Annotated in this window: 13 protein-coding genes; 6 read left to right on the top strand and 7 right to left on the bottom strand. The window is 74.3% G+C overall.

The features are described 5' to 3' along the window. Positions 1-9: 9 nt before the first annotated feature. Positions 10-750 (top strand): glutamine amidotransferase, encoded by a 741-nt coding sequence (locus ABZ493_RS03395; protein ID WP_430580772.1) that lies wholly within the window; start codon positions 10-12, stop codon positions 748-750. Between the two features lie 79 nt (positions 751-829). Here the strand turns inward: ABZ493_RS03395 and ABZ493_RS03390 are convergent, their stop codons facing one another. From ABZ493_RS03390 to ABZ493_RS03375, 4 genes are all read right to left on the bottom strand, one after another. Beyond that, positions 830-3,148 carry an immune inhibitor A domain-containing protein gene (locus ABZ493_RS03390; protein ID WP_430580771.1) on the bottom strand — a complete coding sequence of 773 codons (2,319 nt, stop codon included), beginning with the start codon at positions 3,146-3,148 and terminating at the stop codon, positions 830-832. A 167-nt stretch (positions 3,149-3,315) separates the two neighbouring features. After that, on the bottom strand, positions 3,316-3,702 hold the full coding sequence (locus ABZ493_RS03385; protein WP_430580770.1) for a DUF5655 domain-containing protein: 387 nt from the start codon (positions 3,700-3,702) through the stop codon (positions 3,316-3,318). A 21-nt stretch (positions 3,703-3,723) separates the two neighbouring features. After that, positions 3,724-4,221 (bottom strand): NUDIX domain-containing protein, encoded by a 498-nt coding sequence (locus tag ABZ493_RS03380; RefSeq protein ID WP_430580769.1) that lies wholly within the window; start codon positions 4,219-4,221, stop codon positions 3,724-3,726. Between the two features lie 58 nt (positions 4,222-4,279). Beyond that, positions 4,280-5,062 carry an SDR family NAD(P)-dependent oxidoreductase gene (locus ABZ493_RS03375; RefSeq protein ID WP_430580768.1) on the bottom strand — a complete coding sequence of 261 codons (783 nt, stop codon included), beginning with the start codon at positions 5,060-5,062 and terminating at the stop codon, positions 4,280-4,282. A 518-nt stretch (positions 5,063-5,580) separates the two neighbouring features. Between ABZ493_RS03375 and ABZ493_RS03370 the strand changes: the two genes are divergently transcribed. Next, a complete protein-coding gene (locus ABZ493_RS03370; protein WP_430580955.1) occupies positions 5,581-6,648 on the top strand; it encodes a 3-deoxy-7-phosphoheptulonate synthase in 1,068 nt (355 codons plus the stop codon). A 78-nt stretch (positions 6,649-6,726) separates the two neighbouring features. On the opposite strand, the gene ABZ493_RS03365 is transcribed toward ABZ493_RS03370, so the two are convergent. Continuing rightward, entirely contained in the window at positions 6,727-7,710 is a 984-nt protein-coding gene (locus ABZ493_RS03365) for a hypothetical protein (protein ID WP_430580767.1), read from the bottom strand. A gap of 264 nt (positions 7,711-7,974) precedes the next feature. Between ABZ493_RS03365 and ABZ493_RS03360 the strand changes: the two genes are divergently transcribed. Beyond that, positions 7,975-8,547: a sigma-70 family RNA polymerase sigma factor gene (locus ABZ493_RS03360; RefSeq protein ID WP_430580766.1), complete on the top strand. Its 573-nt coding sequence runs from the start codon at positions 7,975-7,977 to the stop codon at positions 8,545-8,547. Continuing rightward, positions 8,540-9,268 (top strand): anti-sigma factor, encoded by a 729-nt coding sequence (locus tag ABZ493_RS03355; protein ID WP_430580765.1) that lies wholly within the window; start codon positions 8,540-8,542, stop codon positions 9,266-9,268. The genes ABZ493_RS03360 and ABZ493_RS03355 overlap by 8 nt, the downstream gene beginning before the upstream one ends. Before the next feature lie 111 nt (positions 9,269-9,379). Here the strand turns inward: ABZ493_RS03355 and ABZ493_RS03350 are convergent, their stop codons facing one another. After that, on the bottom strand, positions 9,380-10,066 hold the full coding sequence (locus tag ABZ493_RS03350) for a fasciclin domain-containing protein (protein ID WP_430580764.1): 687 nt from the start codon (positions 10,064-10,066) through the stop codon (positions 9,380-9,382). 128 nt (positions 10,067-10,194) lie between these two features. On the opposite strand from ABZ493_RS03350, the gene ABZ493_RS03345 reads away from it, so the two are divergent. Both ABZ493_RS03345 and ABZ493_RS03340 read left to right on the top strand, forming a co-directional pair. Beyond that, the gene (locus tag ABZ493_RS03345; RefSeq protein WP_430580763.1) at positions 10,195-12,042 is read left to right on the top strand and encodes a cytochrome c biogenesis protein DipZ; all 1,848 of its coding nucleotides are present in this window, start codon (positions 10,195-10,197) and stop codon (positions 12,040-12,042) included. A gap of 148 nt (positions 12,043-12,190) precedes the next feature. Next, positions 12,191-14,176: a LamG-like jellyroll fold domain-containing protein gene (locus ABZ493_RS03340; RefSeq protein ID WP_430580762.1), complete on the top strand. Its 1,986-nt coding sequence runs from the start codon at positions 12,191-12,193 to the stop codon at positions 14,174-14,176. Positions 14,177-14,262: 86 nt separating this feature from the next. Here ABZ493_RS03340 and ABZ493_RS03335 read toward each other — a convergent pair whose 3' ends face one another. Further along, positions 14,263-15,645: a DUF4232 domain-containing protein gene (locus tag ABZ493_RS03335; protein ID WP_430580761.1), complete on the bottom strand. Its 1,383-nt coding sequence runs from the start codon at positions 15,643-15,645 to the stop codon at positions 14,263-14,265. Between the last annotated feature and the right edge of the window lie 19 nt (positions 15,646-15,664).

The raw sequence follows: 15,664 nt of genomic DNA, 5'->3' as shown, positions 1-15,664 counted from the left end.
CCTGCACCGGTGAGACCGTTCCTCTTCCTCGGCACGCGGGCCGAGGACGTCGCCGCCGACGGCGAGTACGACGCCGTCCTGCGCTACTCCGGGCTGACCGCCGCGTCCCTGCGGCGCGTGCGCCTGGAGCGGGAGCCCATGCCGCCCGTCGACCTGGACGGGCTGTCGGGGGTGATCGTCGGGGGAGGGCCGTTCAACTCCTCCGACCCGGAGGACGAGAAGTCCGCCGTCCAGCACCGCGTGGAGCGGGAGATGGCGGCCCTGCTCGACGAGCTGGTCGACCGCGACTTCCCGTTCCTCGGCGCCTGCTACGGCGTCGGGACGCTCGGTACGCATCAGGGCGGCGTCGTCGATCGCACCTACCCCGAGCCGGTCGGCCCGGCCGAGATCGAGCTGACCCCCGAGGGCCTGGCGGACCCGCTGCTCGCGGGGATGCCCGCCCGCTTCACCGCCTACCTGGGCCACAAGGAGGCGGTGAGCGAGCTGCCGCCGTCGGCCACCCTGCTCGCCCGGTCCGCCGACGCACCCGTGCAGATGTTCCGCGTGCGCCAGAACCTGTACGCCACGCAGTTCCACCCCGAGCTGGACCTGGCGGGCATCGAGCAGCGGGTCGAGGTGTACCGGACCTACGGGTACTTCCCGCCCGAAGAGGGGATGCGCATCGTCGCGCGCTCCCGCGAGCACCGCGTCACCGAGCCGATGAAGATCCTGCCGAACTTCGTGTCCCGCTACGCCCGACCCGCGAGATAGAGAGGCCCGGACGGGACCGCACGCCTGCGGTCCCGTCCGGGCCTCTCCATCTCGCGGACCTGCCTTCTCTATCTCGCGGTCAGCCCTTCTTGCGCGGCGTGGTGACGTCCACCGTCATCACGCCGTTCTTGCCGTTGACGGCCTTCACCTTGATCTTCGTGCCCGTGCCGCCGACGACGACCGAGCCGCCCGGGTTGGACTCGTCGTAGTAGGCGTTCGGGTCCGTGTCGTCGAAGACGCTGTCCGCCTTGTTCGACCACGTGCGCAGCGTCGTCAGACCCGCCTCGGTCTCCCGGTGCAGGGTGAACGCGTCGGACTTGCCGAGGCCGAACGTCGCGTCGAACGACTGGATGCGGTTGCGGGCGACCGTGCCGTCCGACCACCGCAGCGCCTGCGCGTTCGCGTCGACCGGCAGGGCCTGCCCGCCGCCCGGGTGCTGCGACGTGTTGTTGTCGCCGTAGAAGGTGTTCGAGTACCAGACCAGCAGGCCGTCCTGGTACGGGTAGTGCTCCACGGTGTTCGGCTTGGACTGCGCCCAGCCGAAGTTGTACGGCCCGGTCTTCAGGGTCGTGTCGTAGCCGGCGTACTGCCGGTTCTCCGCCACGTAGTAGTGCGAGTACTCGACCTCGTACGTGCCGTCCGCGCCGATGACGTGGAAGCCGTCGTTCGTCCAGCCCTCGAACCCGTCGGTGAAGTCCTCGGACAGGGCGTCACCCACGGTCACGTCGTCGACCATCAGGCCCGGGCGGTTGAGGCCGCCGTCGCTCTGGTACCGGAAGCGGACCTGGGCGTCCTGGCCGGCGTAGTCCGCCAGGTCGGCGCTGAGGTCCACCCACGCCTTGCCCGAGTCGCCCGAGATGCCGCCGTTGGCGTCCTCGTCGGAGAGGTTCGTCGCCAGCGGCTCCCAGCTGGCGCCGCCGTCCGTCGAGACCTCGGCGAAGGCGTGGTCGTAACCCGGCTCGATGTCGTACTGCACCTTCGCGGCGAGCGATGCGCCGTCGGGCACGGTGAACGACGGCGACGTGAGCCGGTAGTTCGCGTTGCTGCCGGTGCCGGAGTAGGCGAACTGCCCGTCGATCGGGTCGACGCCGAGGTCGACGTCCTTGACGCCGTCCGGCAGGTTCACGACGACGGCCTGCGGGTTCGTCGTGGCGTGGTACGACGGGCCGAGCTTGACCGTGGCCCGCTCGCCCTGGTCCACGGTGGCGTAGTCCAGCCAGCCGAGGAACATCTTCTCCGTGGCGCCCATGTGGTTCGGCGTCGTGCCGATGGTGCCGTCGCCGTGGCCCAGCCACGAGCCGGAGCTCATGAGGTTCCAGAAGCCGGTGCCGTTCTCGCCGCCCTCGGTGTCGTAGTAGTCCGGCAGGCCCAGGTCGTGCCCGAACTCGTGCGCGAAGACGCCGAGGCCGCCGTTCTCCGGCTCCGTCGTGTAGTCACGGATCCAGACGTCCGAGTCGCCGATCTTGATGCCGCCGACCTTCGGGAACTCCGCGGGGCCGTTCGTACCGAGCGGGTTGACCGCCCACCGGTGCGACCAGATGGCCGACTCCGGGGCACCGGCCTCCTCGCCCTCGCCCGCGTGGATGGCCTGGAAGTGGTCGATGTAGCCGTCCGGCTCGTCGAAGACCCCGTCGCCGTCGGCGTCGTAGCGGTCCCAGACGTCGAACGACTTCAGGTACTCGTCGATCTCATCGGCCGTCTTGCCCTGCTCGAGCTGGTCGGCGTACCAGGCGTCGGCCGAGTCCTGCACGAAGCGCGTCATGTCCTCGTTCGACTCGGTCTGCCCGTAGGACGCCGAGTTGAACGGCACCGTCACCCAGTCGGACACGTCGCCCTGCAGGTCGAAGCGACCCGACGACATCTCGTCGTAGACGCCGGCGAAGGACTCGCCGCCCTGGTCCTCCAGGCCGGTGAAGAACATCTCCTCGTAGTGCTCCTGGGAGAAGTCGGGCTCCCAGTAGGTGGAGTTGTCGCTGCGGGTGGGCTCGGGGATCTCGTTGTGCTTCGGCCCGCTCTTCGGGGCCTCGGGGAAGCGCGGGTCGGCCTGATCGCCGAAGTCGACCAGGAACGTCAGCAGCTGCGCCGTCTGCTCCGTCTCGTACTCGACCCACTGGTTCTTGCCGACCTTCACCGACCGCGACGTGTTGTCGCCGGACCCCATCGTCCGGACGGTGGCGTCGCCGGTGGCGACGCGGTCGACGGCCTCCTGCTTGAGCGCGGTGCGCTTCTCGGCCAGCGGGTCCGGGCGCAGGTCCTCCTTGACGTGCGCGGCGGGGTCGGACGGTGGGGCGTCCGCCGCGGGCGTCGACGACGCCGACGCGGCGAGGCCCGGGGCGAGGACGGCGGCGGTCAGCAGAGCTCCCGCTGCGCCGAACGCGCTCGTGGTACGTGCTCTCACGGATTTTCCTCCAGGGGTGTCGGAGCGACCCGGCCGTCGTGGCCGGGCACCGTCGTGCCGGGGCGCATCGGTGTGCCCGGGCAAACTGTGGCGGGGCACACATAACCACTTCCAGGTTTCGCCCGCGAGACGAACAGGTCGCGTGTCGCCGACCAGGGGGAACGCGGTCAGGCGGCGGCGTCGTAGGCCTCCCGCACCCAGGCGGCGACCTCGTCGTCCAGCTCGGCCGGGTCGTGGACCTCGACGTGGTGCGTCCACGCGCCCGACGTCGGGTGCACCACCTGTTTCACCCGCGCGGAGCGGTCCTCGCGGGGGAGGACGAACGAGACGACGGCCGGCGCGTCGACGTGGTCGCGCACCCCCACCCACGGCGGCCAGACGAACGCGAATCCGCGCCGGCGCCGGAACGCGACCTGCGTCTTCGTGGTGCGCGTCGTGACGTCGTCGCCCGTGACCTGCGCGACGAGGTCCGCGAACGCCCGGCAGATCTCGAGGCCGGTCGGGGAGTGGGCGAACAGCTCCTCGGGGGTGGACGGCGTGGCGGGGGTCGGCACGGGCGTTCTCCTCTCGGCGGCTCAGCGCACGAAGTACGGGGCCCCGGAGCCGGCGGCCAGCCAGCCGAGGGCGTGGCCGATGCGCTCGGAGGACGAGCGCGTGAGGTCCTCGGGCACGTCGTCGGGCGCGAACCAGGCGACGGCGGTGGACTCGTCGTCGGCGACGCGCGCCCCCGCGGCCGACGCGGGGCTCGCGGGACGGCAGAGGAAGCACAGGTCGAGGTACTGCGACCGGTCGCCGTTCTCGTACTCCACGGGCGAGGTGACGGTGACCGCGACCAGCGCGTCGACGACGACGTCGACCCCGGTCTCCTCCAGCACCTCGCGCGCGAGCCCGACGGCCGGGTCCTCGCCCGGCTCGAGGATGCCGGACACCACCGCCCACAGGCCGTTGTCGGCGCGGCGGCCGAGCAGCAGCCGGCCGTCGTCGTCGAGCACGACGGCGGACACGCCCGGCAGCCACAGCAGGTCGTGGCCGACGTGGGAGCGCAGGGCGGCGACGAACTCGGGGACGGGCATGCCGTCGACCCTACGGCCGTCCGGCGTCGACCGCCGGGCCCCGGCCGGGTCCCGGTCGTCACGCGACGAGCGACTGCCCGCCGTCGACGAACACCTCCGTGCCGGTCACGTGGCTCGCCGCGTCGGACACGAGGTAGGCGATGGTCGCCGCGACCTGCGCGGCCACGCCGGGCTCCTTGCCCGTGAGCGGGATCTGGCCCTCGGGGTACTCGGCGGGCACGCCGAGGTCGTCGGTGTGCCGCTGCTCGGTGTTGTCGTCGATCTCGGTGTCGATCGCCCCGGGGCACACGGAGTTGACGCGCACGCCGCGCGGGCCGAGCTCGACGGCGGCCATGCGCGCGAACGCGACCTGGCCGGCCTTGCTCGTCGCGTAGGCCGAGGCGCCGGAGTTGCTGAACGTGCGGGTGCCGTTGATCGACGACACCACGACGACCGCGCCGCCCTGCCGCACCAGCAGCGGCACGGCGAACCGCACGGTGTGGAACGTGCCCGTGAGGTTGGTGGCGATCGTGTCGGCCCACTCCTGCGGCGTCAGCTCCTCGAGCGGCGCCCAGACCCCGTTCACACCCGCGTTCGCGACGACGACGTCGAGCCGGCCGAGCTCTGCCTCGACCCGGGCGAGCACGCCGCGCACCGCGCCGGCGTCCGCGACGTCCGCCGACACCGGCAGCACCGTGCCGCCGTCCCGCCGGATCTCCTCGGCGACGTCCTCGGCGCTCTCCTGGCGGTGCCCGAGCGCGACCACCGTCGCGCCGTCGCGGGCGAGGAGCACCGCCGTCGCGCGCCCGATACCCGACCCCGCGCCCGTGACCAGCGCGACCTTGCCTTCGAGACCCTGCATCGTCCCCGCCCCTCCGTGCTCGATACGCGCTCGATACGTGCTCGACACCGTGCTCGACCGCTTCGTCCGTCCCGACGCTAGGGACGCGCCCGGATGCTCGCGCGGCGGTCGTGACGCCGGGCCGCACGGCGCGGGCGACGGACCGGATCCTGGACGCGAGTGGACGGATGCGGGACGCGCGACGTACCGTCGTCGCCGTGGACATCCGTTGGTATTGGCGCTTTACGCCGGCTCCGGTAGGGGCTCGGCGGGCTGACGCCTGACCGACACCACTTCACCGGAGCCAGCACAGGGCCTGGGACGCATCGCGCGTCCGGGCCCTTCGTCGTCAGACGGGCCGCTCCGGTCGGGCATGGACCACGGTTCGAGAAGTCGCGACGACGCCGAGCCCCACCCCGACCGCCCCGCCGCCGACACCCTCCAGGAGCCCCGCGATGAGCACCACCACCCCCACCACGACGTCGAGCACCGCCGACCGCACCGCGCCGTCCGAACCCGGCCGGCCGCATACTGACCTGATGGCAGAGACCTCCGACCTGCGGGTCCGCGCGCTCGACCCGCTGCCCGCCCCCGGCGTCATGCGCGCCGAGCTGCCGCTCGGCACCCCGCGCAGCGACCTCGTCACGACGTCCCGCCGCGAGGTGCGCGACGTCCTGCGGGGCGAGGACGACCGCCTGCTCGTCATCGTGGGCCCGTGCTCCGTGCACGACCCGGCCGCCGCGCTCGACTACGCCCGCCGGCTTGCGCCCGTGGCTCGGGAGCTGTCTGACGACCTGGTCGTCGTGATGCGGGTGTACTTCGAGAAGCCGCGCACGACCGTGGGCTGGAAGGGCCTCATCAACGACCCGCACCTGGACGGCTCCCACGACGTGCACCACGGGCTGCGCCTGGCGCGCGAGGTGCTGCTGGGCGTGCTCGACGCGGGCGTGCCCGCCGCGTGCGAGTTCCTCGAGCCCACCAGCCCGCAGTACATCGCCGACGCCGTGACCTGGGGTGCGATCGGCGCGCGCAACGCGGAGTCGCAGGTGCACCGGCAGCTCGCGTCGGGCCTGTCGATGCCGGTCGGGTTCAAGAACGCGACGGACGGCGACGTGCAGATCGCCGTCGACGGCTGCATCACGGCGGCGAGCGAGCACACCTTCTTCGGGGCGGACGCGCAGGGGCGCGCGGCCGCGGTCGAGACGACCGGCAACCCGGACTGCCACGTCATCCTGCGCGGCGGGCGCGGCGGCCCGAACTACTCCGAGAAGGACGTGGCGGACGCCCTGGCGGTGGCGCGCACGTCCGGACTCGGCGGGGCCGTGGAGGCGGGCGTCGTGGTGGACGCGTCGCACGGCAACTCGAACAAGGACCACGTGCGGCAGGCCGAGGTGGTGCGCGAGCTCGCGGCGCGCGTCGCCGACGGCGAGCGGGACGTCACGGGCCTGATGATGGAGAGCTTCCTCGTCGCGGGCGCGCAGAAGCCGGGCCCGCTCGACGGGCTCGTCTACGGCCAGTCCGTCACCGACAAGTGCCTCGACTGGGACACCACGGCCGAGCTGCTCGGCACGCTCGCCACCGCCGTCCGCGCGCGCCGGGAGGCCTGACCCGGCCGACGTCCGTCCCTGCTCGCCGCCTTCCGCCTGCGGGACGACAGGTGCTGGGGACGGACGTCGGGCCGCGTGTCAGCCGTCGAGCCGCAGCACGATCCCCGGGCGGACGGGACGCCGGTACCAACCGGCGGTGAGCAGCTCCCGGCGCACGGCCGGACCCACCTCCCCGCGCCAGGCGTCCCGGCCCGAGAAGCGCCGGACCACGGTCTGCGGGGTCACGATGCGGTTCTGTCGCCGGCGGTCGGCGAAGACCGCCTCGGGGGTCGAGTGCACGTCCCGACCGTCGATCTCGACGAGGAGCGCCCGGCCGTCGGGCAGCAGCCAGGCCAGGTCGATGCGGGCGAACGGCCGCCCCTCCCCGTCGGCGACCGGGAGCTGGAGGACGTCCGGCGGACACCCGGAGTCGACGCAGGACAGGCGTGCCCAGGTCTCGGCCGGTGACTCCGCGTCCCCGTCGGCCGACGACCACCAGCCGTGGGTGCGTGCGATCCCGGGGTGGCGTGCGGCAGAGGCGTGCGCCGCCGTCAGCTCCGACGGGGTGAGGAGCCGCTGGTGCAGGGCCGAGTCCATGAGGGCCACCGCGTGCCTTCGGTCCAGCGCAGGCACCGCCTGGACCAGGGCGTCCGGGACCGTGGCCGCCGGGAACCCGCCCGGGGCGGTGCGTGCCCGGACCGCGATCCGCCGGAGGCGTACCGGTGGGCGCGGTCGGCGGGCGGCCCCGGTGGGCAGGGTGACCTCCGGCTCGACGACCTGCGGAGCTCCCAGCACGCCGTGCAGGACCAGCGCGCACAGGCCCGTCGCGACCGCACCCGGGTGGGCGAGCACCCCGAGGACCGCCGCACGTCGTCGGGCGTGGTCGACGGGATGCGTTCCGTGCGCCGGCCCGAGGTCGTAGACCGTCCGCGCCGCCACCTGCCAGTCGCCGCGCCGGACGTGCGCCGCGGCCTGGTCGCGGGTCACGCCGTGCTCCAGGCACTGCCCGACGGACACCAGGCCCGCCTGCCGTCCGGCGACGGCCAGCAGCGGGTCGGGCACGGGCGGCAGACGTCGAGGCACGCGTCCGAGTGCACCAGGACGGAGCCGCCGCCGGGCCCCGTTCTCCACAGGCAGCCCGACCTCCGTCCCTGGAGCGGGTCTTCCCGCCGGCCGAGAGCAGTGTGCAGGGACGGACGTCGCCGGGGAGTGACCAGCGGCACACCGTCGTGGCCCATCCGGGACACCGACCGCGCCGAACCACGAGTGTCCCGGACGGTCCGGGACCGGACACGCGGGGAGCAGATGGCGATCGATCCGGCCGGTCCGGTGGGGCACACTGTCCAGGTGCCGCCAGCCACGACGCCTCCGAGGTCGGCCGACGCCGCCCTCGTGGCGTGCGTCGGCGCGGACCCGGTCACGTTCGGGCCCGTCTACGACGCGCTCGCGCCCGTCGCGTACGGCGTCTCCGTCGGCGTGCTCCGCGACCCGGACCACGCCGCCGAGGTCACCCAGGAGGTGATGGTCGAGGTGTGGCAGACGGCAGCCCGGTTCGACCCGGCGCGCGCCTCCGCGCGCACCTGGGTCGCGACGCTCGCCCGGCGGCGGGCGGTGGACCGCGTGCGTGCGGAGCAGGCCCGGCGCGACCGCGACCAGCGCGACCTCGACGCCTCGACCGCGACCCCCGTGCACGACGTCGTCGCCGAGGACGTGGAGCGCCGCCTCGAGGGCGCTGCCGTGCGACGCTGCCTCGACTCGCTCACGGCCACGCAGCGGGAGGCCGTCGTCGAGGCCTATTACGGGGGCCGCACGTACCGGGAGGTCGCGGAGCGCCTCGGCGCCGCGCTGCCCACCGTCAAGAGCCGGATCCGCGACGGCCTCGGCCGCCTGCGCGACTGCCTGGGGGTGGCCCGTGCCTGACGACGACACGACACGCGACGCCTGGGACCTGCTCCCCGCGTACGCCCTCGACGCCGTGGACGACCTCGAGCGTCGCGCCGTCGAACGGCTGCTGGAGTCCGACCCCGACGCGCGGCGGGCCCTCGACGAGTACCTCGACGTCGTCGCCGCGTTCGCGGTGGAGCAGGAGCCGCCCGCGCACGTGCGCGACGCCGTGCTCGCTCGGGTGGCGCGCACCCCGCAGGCCGCGGCGCGTGGGACGACGACCGGCGTGTCCGCGACGCCGGCCGCCCGGCCGCGGCGCCGCTGGGGCCTGGTCGCCGCCGCGGCGGCCGCGGTCGTCGCGGTCGCCGTGCCGACGACGATCGCCGTCCAGGAGCACCGTGAGACGGTCCGGCTGGAGGCGCAGGCCGACCGGGTCGCGCAGATGCTCGCCGACCCGGACGCGCGCCTCGTCACGTCGCCCGTGGAGGGCGGCGGCGAGGCCACCGCCCTGGTCTCCGGCGACGACGTCCTGGTGTCTGCCGAGGGCATGCCGGCCCCGGGGGAGGGGCACGACTGGCAGCTGTGGGTCGTCGCCGACGGCGCGCCGGTGTCGGCCGGCCTGATGCCGGCGGCCTCCGGCGGCGTGTCGCGTGCGCTGGTCGAGGGCGGCGCCGGGCACGTCGTCGCCGTGACGCTGGAGCCCGCGGGCGGCTCCGACCAGCCCACCACCGATCCCGTGGTGGCCATCGAGTCCTGACCCGCGGGCGCCGGTCGGCACGAGGTCCGCACACGGAAGGGCCGCCGCACCCCCTGCGTGCGGCGGCCCTGCAAGCCCCGTGGCGGACGACCGGGGATCCCCGGTGCGGCGTCACATCGGCGGCATCAGCACCGAGTCGACGAGGTAGACGGTGGCGTTCTGGGTCATCACGCCGCCGCAGACGACGTTGGCGTCGTTGACCTTGAGGTCGTCGCCGGAGCCGGTGACCTCGAGGGTGTCGCCCTGCACCGTCTCGTGCTCGCCGGCGATGTCCTCGGGCAGGACCTGGCCGGGCACCACGTGGTAGGTGAGCACAGTGGTCAGCAGGTCGGCGTCGGTCGACAGGGTGTCGAGGGTCTTCTCGTCCACCTCGGCGAAGGCGTCGTCGACGGGGGCGAAGACGGTGAACTCGTCGCCGTTGAGCGTGTCCACGAGGTTCACGTCGGGGTTGAGCTCGCCGCTCACCGCCTTCGTGAGCGTCGTCAGCATCGGGTTGTTGGACGCGGCGACGGCGACCGGGTCGGTCGACATGCCCGTGATGGAGCCGGCGCCGTCGGGCACCTGCTCGGCGTAGTCCTCGCAGCCGGGGCCGACGAGGTTGGCCGCCGGGTCGACGGACATGTCCTCGCTCATGTCCTCCGACGGCTCGTCCGAGGCCATGGGCGACTCCTCCGTCATCGTCTCCTCGGAGCCGGACCCGGCGTCCGAGCCGGAGTCGGACGAACAGGCGGCGAGACCCAGCAGGGCCAGGGTGGCGAAGCCGGCGGCGGCGGTGCGGGTACGAGTGCGGACGTTCATCGTTCTCTCTCCTTGCGTCGTCGCCCCTCCGGTCCCGGGGCGCTCGACCGGGGTTCGGAACGGGAGGCGCGCCGGATGGGTGTCGTCCGCGATCCCATCCGCCGGGCGCCTGGTTCCGAACGACGGGCATGGAGACCCTGGTCCTGATCGGCCTGCTCGGTGGCCTCATCACCGGCATCTCGCCGTGCATCCTGCCCATGCTCCCGGTGATCTTCTTCGCCGGCGGGGTGCAGGGCGCCCGCGAGCCGGCGGTGCGTTTCGACGTGCCGCCGGCGGTGCGCACGGGTGTGGGCGGCCAGGTCGAGACGGGCGTCGCGCCGGCGGGCGGGGGTGCCGCCGTCGACCTGGCGGACCGGCCTGCCAGGCGCCGCGCGCGGTCGTGGCGCCCGTACCTCGTGATCGCCGGGCTGGTGCTGAGCTTCAGCGTCATGACGCTGCTCGGGTCGTTGCTCCTGGGGGCGCTCGGGCTGCCGCAGGACCTGCTGCGCTGGGTGGGCATCGTGCTGCTCGCGGCCCTCGGGGTCGGGATGATCGTCCCCCGGTTCGAGCAGGTGCTGGAGCGCCCCTTCCTGAAGCTGGCGTCGCTGGGGTCGCGCCGCGCGGCGGGCCAGGACCGGGGCGCGTTCCTGCTCGGCCTCGGTCTCGGGGTGCTCTACGTGCCGTGCGCGGGCCCGGTCCTCGCGGCGATCACGGTCGCGGGAGCGACAGGCGACATCGGGCCGGGGACGGTGGTCCTCACGGTGTCGTTCGCCGTCGGCGCGGCCGTGCCGCTGCTGGTCTTCGCGCTCGCGGGACGACGCGTCGCGGAACGGGTCTCGGCGTTCCGCCGCCACCAGCGCGGCATCCGGGTCACGGGCGGGGTGGTCGTCCTCCTTCTGGCGGGGGCGCTGGCGCTCAACCTGCCCCAGCAGCTGCAGCGCGCGCTGCCGGACTACACCGGCGCGCTGCAGCAGCAGGTGGACGAGAACGCCGCCGTGCAGGACGCGCTCGACCTGGGCGGGATCGTCACCGACGCGAACCGGGAGCTGTCGAACTGCTCCAACGGGTCGCCGGAGCTGGCCGACTGCGGCACCGCGCCGCCGCTCACCGGCATCACCCGGTGGCTCAACACCCCCGACGGCGCGGCGCTCGACCTGGCCGACCTGCGCGGCAAGGTCGTGCTCCTCGACTTCTGGACCTACTCCTGCATCAACTGCCAGCGCGCCATCCCGCACGTGAGCGCCTGGTACGACGCGTACGAGGACGCCGGCCTCGAGGTGATCGGCGTGCACACGCCGGAGTTCGCCTTCGAGCGCGAGACGCGCAACGTCGTCGCCGGCGCCCGCGACCTCGGCGTCGACTACCCGATCGCGCAGGACAACTCCTACTCCACATGGACGACGTACCGGAACCGGTACTGGCCCGCCGAGTACCTGATCGACGCCGAGGGCACGGTCCGCTACATCAAGCACGGCGAGGGCGGCTACGACGTCACCGAGCAGCACGTCCGCGACCTGTTGCGCGCCGCCGACCCGGACGTCGACCTGCCGCCCGCCACCGACGTCGCGGACACGACGCCCGGCGAGGAGACGACGCCGGAGACGTACCTCGCCCTCAACAAGGTGTTCAACTACTCCGGCTCGCCCGAGTACGGCTCCGGCCGGGAGGCGTACTCCCACCCGGACGACCAGCCGCGCGACACCTTCTCCCTCGGCGGCACCTGGGACGCCGACTTCCAGGGCGCGACGGCGGCCGCGGACGACGCGACCCTGTGGCTCGCGTACCGGTCCACCGACGTGTTCAGCGTCCTCGGGGGTGAGGGGACGGTCACCGCCCGCGTGCTCGCCGACGACGGCAGCGTGCGTGCCGAGCGCGAGATCGACGTGACCGGCAACCCGACGCTCTACGACGTGCTGCGTGGCGACGGGCCGACGGAGGGGACCGTGGAGCTCGACGTGCCCGCCGGTGTCTCGGTCTACACGTTCACGTTCGGCTGAGGCCCCGCCCGGCGCGTGCGGGTGAAAAACAGGTCGTGCGGTTCGCTGGGGCGACGGGATCCGCTACTTTGCGGTCGGACTTGTCCGGGATGAGGCGGTCCGGGCGACCTGCGAAGGTCGCGTCGAGGACGACGAACGGTGGTCAACGGTGATTCGACGACGTCAGCTCCTGGCAGCGCTCGCCCTTGCGGGACTGGTGCTGACGGGAGGCGTCTCGACGGCGACGGCCTCGTCCGGCGCCGCACCACCGCTCGAGACGACGGAGGCACCGAGCGGGCAGGTGGTCCTGGCGTCCGGCCCGCGGGCGTGGACGGCCCTGCGCAGCGGGGACCCGGCGAGCACGGCGGGCTTCGGGTTCGAGGGCGACCGGCTCGTCGGGCAGTGCGTCGGCGAGGGCGGCAAGGGCTGCCCCGCCCGCGGCGTGCAGCGGCTGGCGTACGACTTCGGAGACCTCGGAGACCCGGCCGCTCTGGCCGACGGCGTGCTGGTCGCCGCGACGCTGTCGCTCCCGGTGGGGCGCGACCAGGCGTGCGGCGTCGACGACGTCCGGGTGTTCGTGGTCCCGGCCGTGACCGCGACGACGACGTGGGCCGCCTCGACGCCCGGGTGGAGGGGCACTGGCGCGGACCTGTCGGGCGCGGGGTGCGGCGGCGACCGGCGCGTCGAGGTCGACGTCACCCTGGCGGTGGGACAGGCGGCACGGTCCGGTGACCCGCTGGCGTTCGGCCTCGGCGCTGCGGACGAGGGCTGCCGGGGCTGCGGCCGCGCGGCCTTCGGCCCCGACGCCACCCTCACGGTCGAGCTGCGGGCGACGGACACCGTCGTCGCGCTGGGCACGACGCTGCCGGAGACGTCGTGCGCGGTGGGCGACGACCGCCCGGCGGTCCGCTCGACCACCCCGACCCTGAGGGCCGAGCTCTCCAACGCCCGCGAGCCGTTCCCGTCGTCGATGAGCGCCGAGTTCGCCGTGCGCGACCTCGCGACGGGCGACGAGCTGTGGCGGTCGGCCCCGACCACGCCGCAGGCGTCTGGGGCGACCCACGCCGTCAAGGTCCCGGGCGGTGTCCTCGACGAGGGCGGGACGTACGGGTGGACGGCGCAGGCGGTGCTGCCGAGCGGCGGCCGCACGGAACCGGTCGGCTGCGAGCTGACGGTGGACGTGACGGCTCCCGGCGAGACCGTCGTCACCCCGGTCGAGGGGTACCCCGCCGTCTACCTCGAGGACGGGACCGCGGGCGGGGTCGGGGTGACTGGTGGGTTCCGGTTCGACGTGCCGGGCTCCGACGACGTGGCCTACGTGCAGTACTCGACCGTGGGTGACGCCCTGGTCGACCGCGCACAGCCGGGGGAGGTCGTCGAGCTCACGCCGAGCTATGCCGGCCCGACGATCCTGTACGCCCAGGCGGTGGACGGCGCGGGGAACGTGGGCCCGCGGCGAGAGTACCGGTTCGTGGTGGCCTACCCCGTCGCCCGCGGCGGCACGTGGTGGTTCGACGAGCTCACGGGGACCACGGCGGGCAACACCCTCTCCACCGACCACACGCTCACGCTGTCGGGCGACGACCTGTGGTCGCCGGGACCGTGGGGCACGCCGGACGACGGCGCGCTCACCTTCGACGCGGACGGCGACGCCGCGACGACCGACGGCGTCGTCGTCGACCCGGCGGGGAACGTCACCGTGGCCGCGTTCGTGCGGCCGGACGACGACGGCGCGACGGCGGACGTCGTCGCCCAGGGCGACGACGAGCGGACGGGCTTCGCGCTCGGCGCGGTGGCCGACGACTCGTGCGTGTCCGCCAGCGGCACCTGCTGGGCGTTCTCCGTGGGCACGGGCGACGGCAGGACCTCCGCGACCGCGGTCTCCGACGTCGCCCCCGTGCCCGGGAGCTGGACGTTCCTGGTCGGGATGCGGAACGTGGGGACGGGCGCCGTGGAGCTGTGGACGTGCCCGCTCGACGGGTGGGGCGACATCACCCGCACCGGGCGCGCGGACGCCTCCCCCCTGGCGGGCGGTCCCGCGGGACGGGTCACGGTCGGCGGTGCGGCCTGGCGGGGTGCGATCGACGGCGTCCGGGTGCTCGACTCGGTCCAGGACGTCTCGAAGCTGCGCCGGTGGTGCTCCGGGGCGCGGTGACCGGGCCGTGAGCGTCTCTACCGGTCAGGGATCGCCCCTCGAATCCTGACCGGTAGAGACGCTCGTGCCCGTCGGGGCGCCCGCGCTCACGACCAGCCCTCCGCCGCCTGCACCCACGGGCCGACGCGCACCTCGGCGCCGTCGAGCACGTCGAGGTCGGTCGCCGGGGTCAACGCGACGGGGTCTCCGCTCGCGACGGCGACGACGTCGACGGCGGTCGTGACGTCGGGGTCGTTCGCCGTCGACATGGCGCGCCACTGCACGGATGCGAGCGCGCGCTCGCCCGCCGGCACGACGACGCGGCCCGCGACGACGCCGGGCGCGGACGGCTCGGTCGTGACGTCGTCCTGCGGCGCGCCGTCGGCGTTCAGGAACGTCAGCCGCGGCACGCCGTCGAGGGCGCACGGGCGGCCCGAGACGTTCTCCGCGTGCACGGTGAGGTAGCGGCCGCCGGCGGCGGCGTCCGGGGTGCCGAGGGTGAGGCTCAGGTCGTCGCCGGTGCAGTCGGGGGCGTCGGCGTCGGCCGGCCACGGGTCGGCGCCCTCGGGCAGCGGCACGGTGTGCTCCTCGGGCGCGGGCGGCGGCGACGCCGCGACCCAGCCGTCCACGCGCTCGGCGTAGCCGGGCTCGGTGAGGGAGTACGCGAGGTGCCCGTCCCCGACGGCGCGCGCCGGGTCGTCGAGCCAGCGGGTCAGGTCGTCCGCCTCGGGCGACGTCGCGGGCCCGGCCAGCTGGACGTTGAGGCCCAGGACGACGCCGCCCGTCACGACCACGTCCTGGGGCACCTGAGCGCTCACGGAGACGGAGTCGACCCCCGGCCGCTCGGCGGCCTCGGCGGCGAGCCGTGCCACCTCGGGGTCGGGCACCCGTCCGGAGGCGTCGTACTGCACCGTGGAGTCGTCGGTGTGCAGTGCCGCCGCGATGCCCTGCTCCGCGGCCGCCTCCGCCACCCGCACCAGCCCCTCCCCGTCGGCCGCGTCCGCGCTGGCGCCGCTCACCCTCGTCGCGCCCGCGTCGCGGAGGACGACGGCGTCCGCGACGGACGACGCGTCGCCGTCCTCGGCCACCCACGCCGTGAGGGGGTAGACCTCGACGCCGTTCACGGTGCTCGGTGTCCCGGCGCGCACGGTGGTGGTGTGCGAGAGCGTCCGCACGCCGTCGACCTGCGCGCCCGCCAGGACATCGTCCGCACGGGCGGCCGCGGCGCTCGCGGCGGCGGGCTCGAGGCCGTCCTCGAGCACGACGTCGACGCGGGCGTGGGCGACGTCGCCGTCCTTCGCGTCGCGGAGCGTGACCTCGTAGGCGGTGACCTCCGCGGAGTCGACGCCGGGGACCTCGGCGGCCTGCCGGGCGGCGGCGCGCAGTACGTCGGGCACCGGGTCCCAGGGGCGCCAGGCGACCAGCACCGCCGTCAGGGCAGCCAGCAGGAGAACGGCCGCCACCAGCGCGGACGTGCGTCGTCGGGTCACGACGGGAGCGTGCCAGAAC

The organism is Isoptericola sp. NPDC019482 (assembly GCF_040632295.1).
In the GTDB taxonomy this organism is placed as follows: Bacteria; Actinomycetota; Actinomycetes; order Actinomycetales; family Cellulomonadaceae; genus Isoptericola.
This window is presented reverse-complemented; position numbering and strand designations above follow the sequence as displayed.

Excerpts from the sequence above, each read along its gene's own strand:
- ABZ493_RS03380 (WP_430580769.1), bottom strand. The coding sequence starts at position 4,221 with ATGCCCGTCCCCGAGTTCGTCGCCGCCCTGCGCTCCCACGTCGGCCAC.
- ABZ493_RS03375 (WP_430580768.1), bottom strand. The coding sequence starts at position 5,062 with ATGCAGGGTCTCGAAGGCAAGGTCGCGCTGGTCACGGGCGCGGGGTCG.
- ABZ493_RS03370 (WP_430580955.1), top strand. The coding sequence starts at position 5,581 with ATGGCAGAGACCTCCGACCTGCGGGTCCGCGCGCTCGACCCGCTGCCC.
- ABZ493_RS03350 (WP_430580764.1), bottom strand. The coding sequence starts at position 10,066 with ATGAACGTCCGCACTCGTACCCGCACCGCCGCCGCCGGCTTCGCCACC.
- ABZ493_RS03345 (WP_430580763.1), top strand. The coding sequence starts at position 10,195 with ATGGAGACCCTGGTCCTGATCGGCCTGCTCGGTGGCCTCATCACCGGC.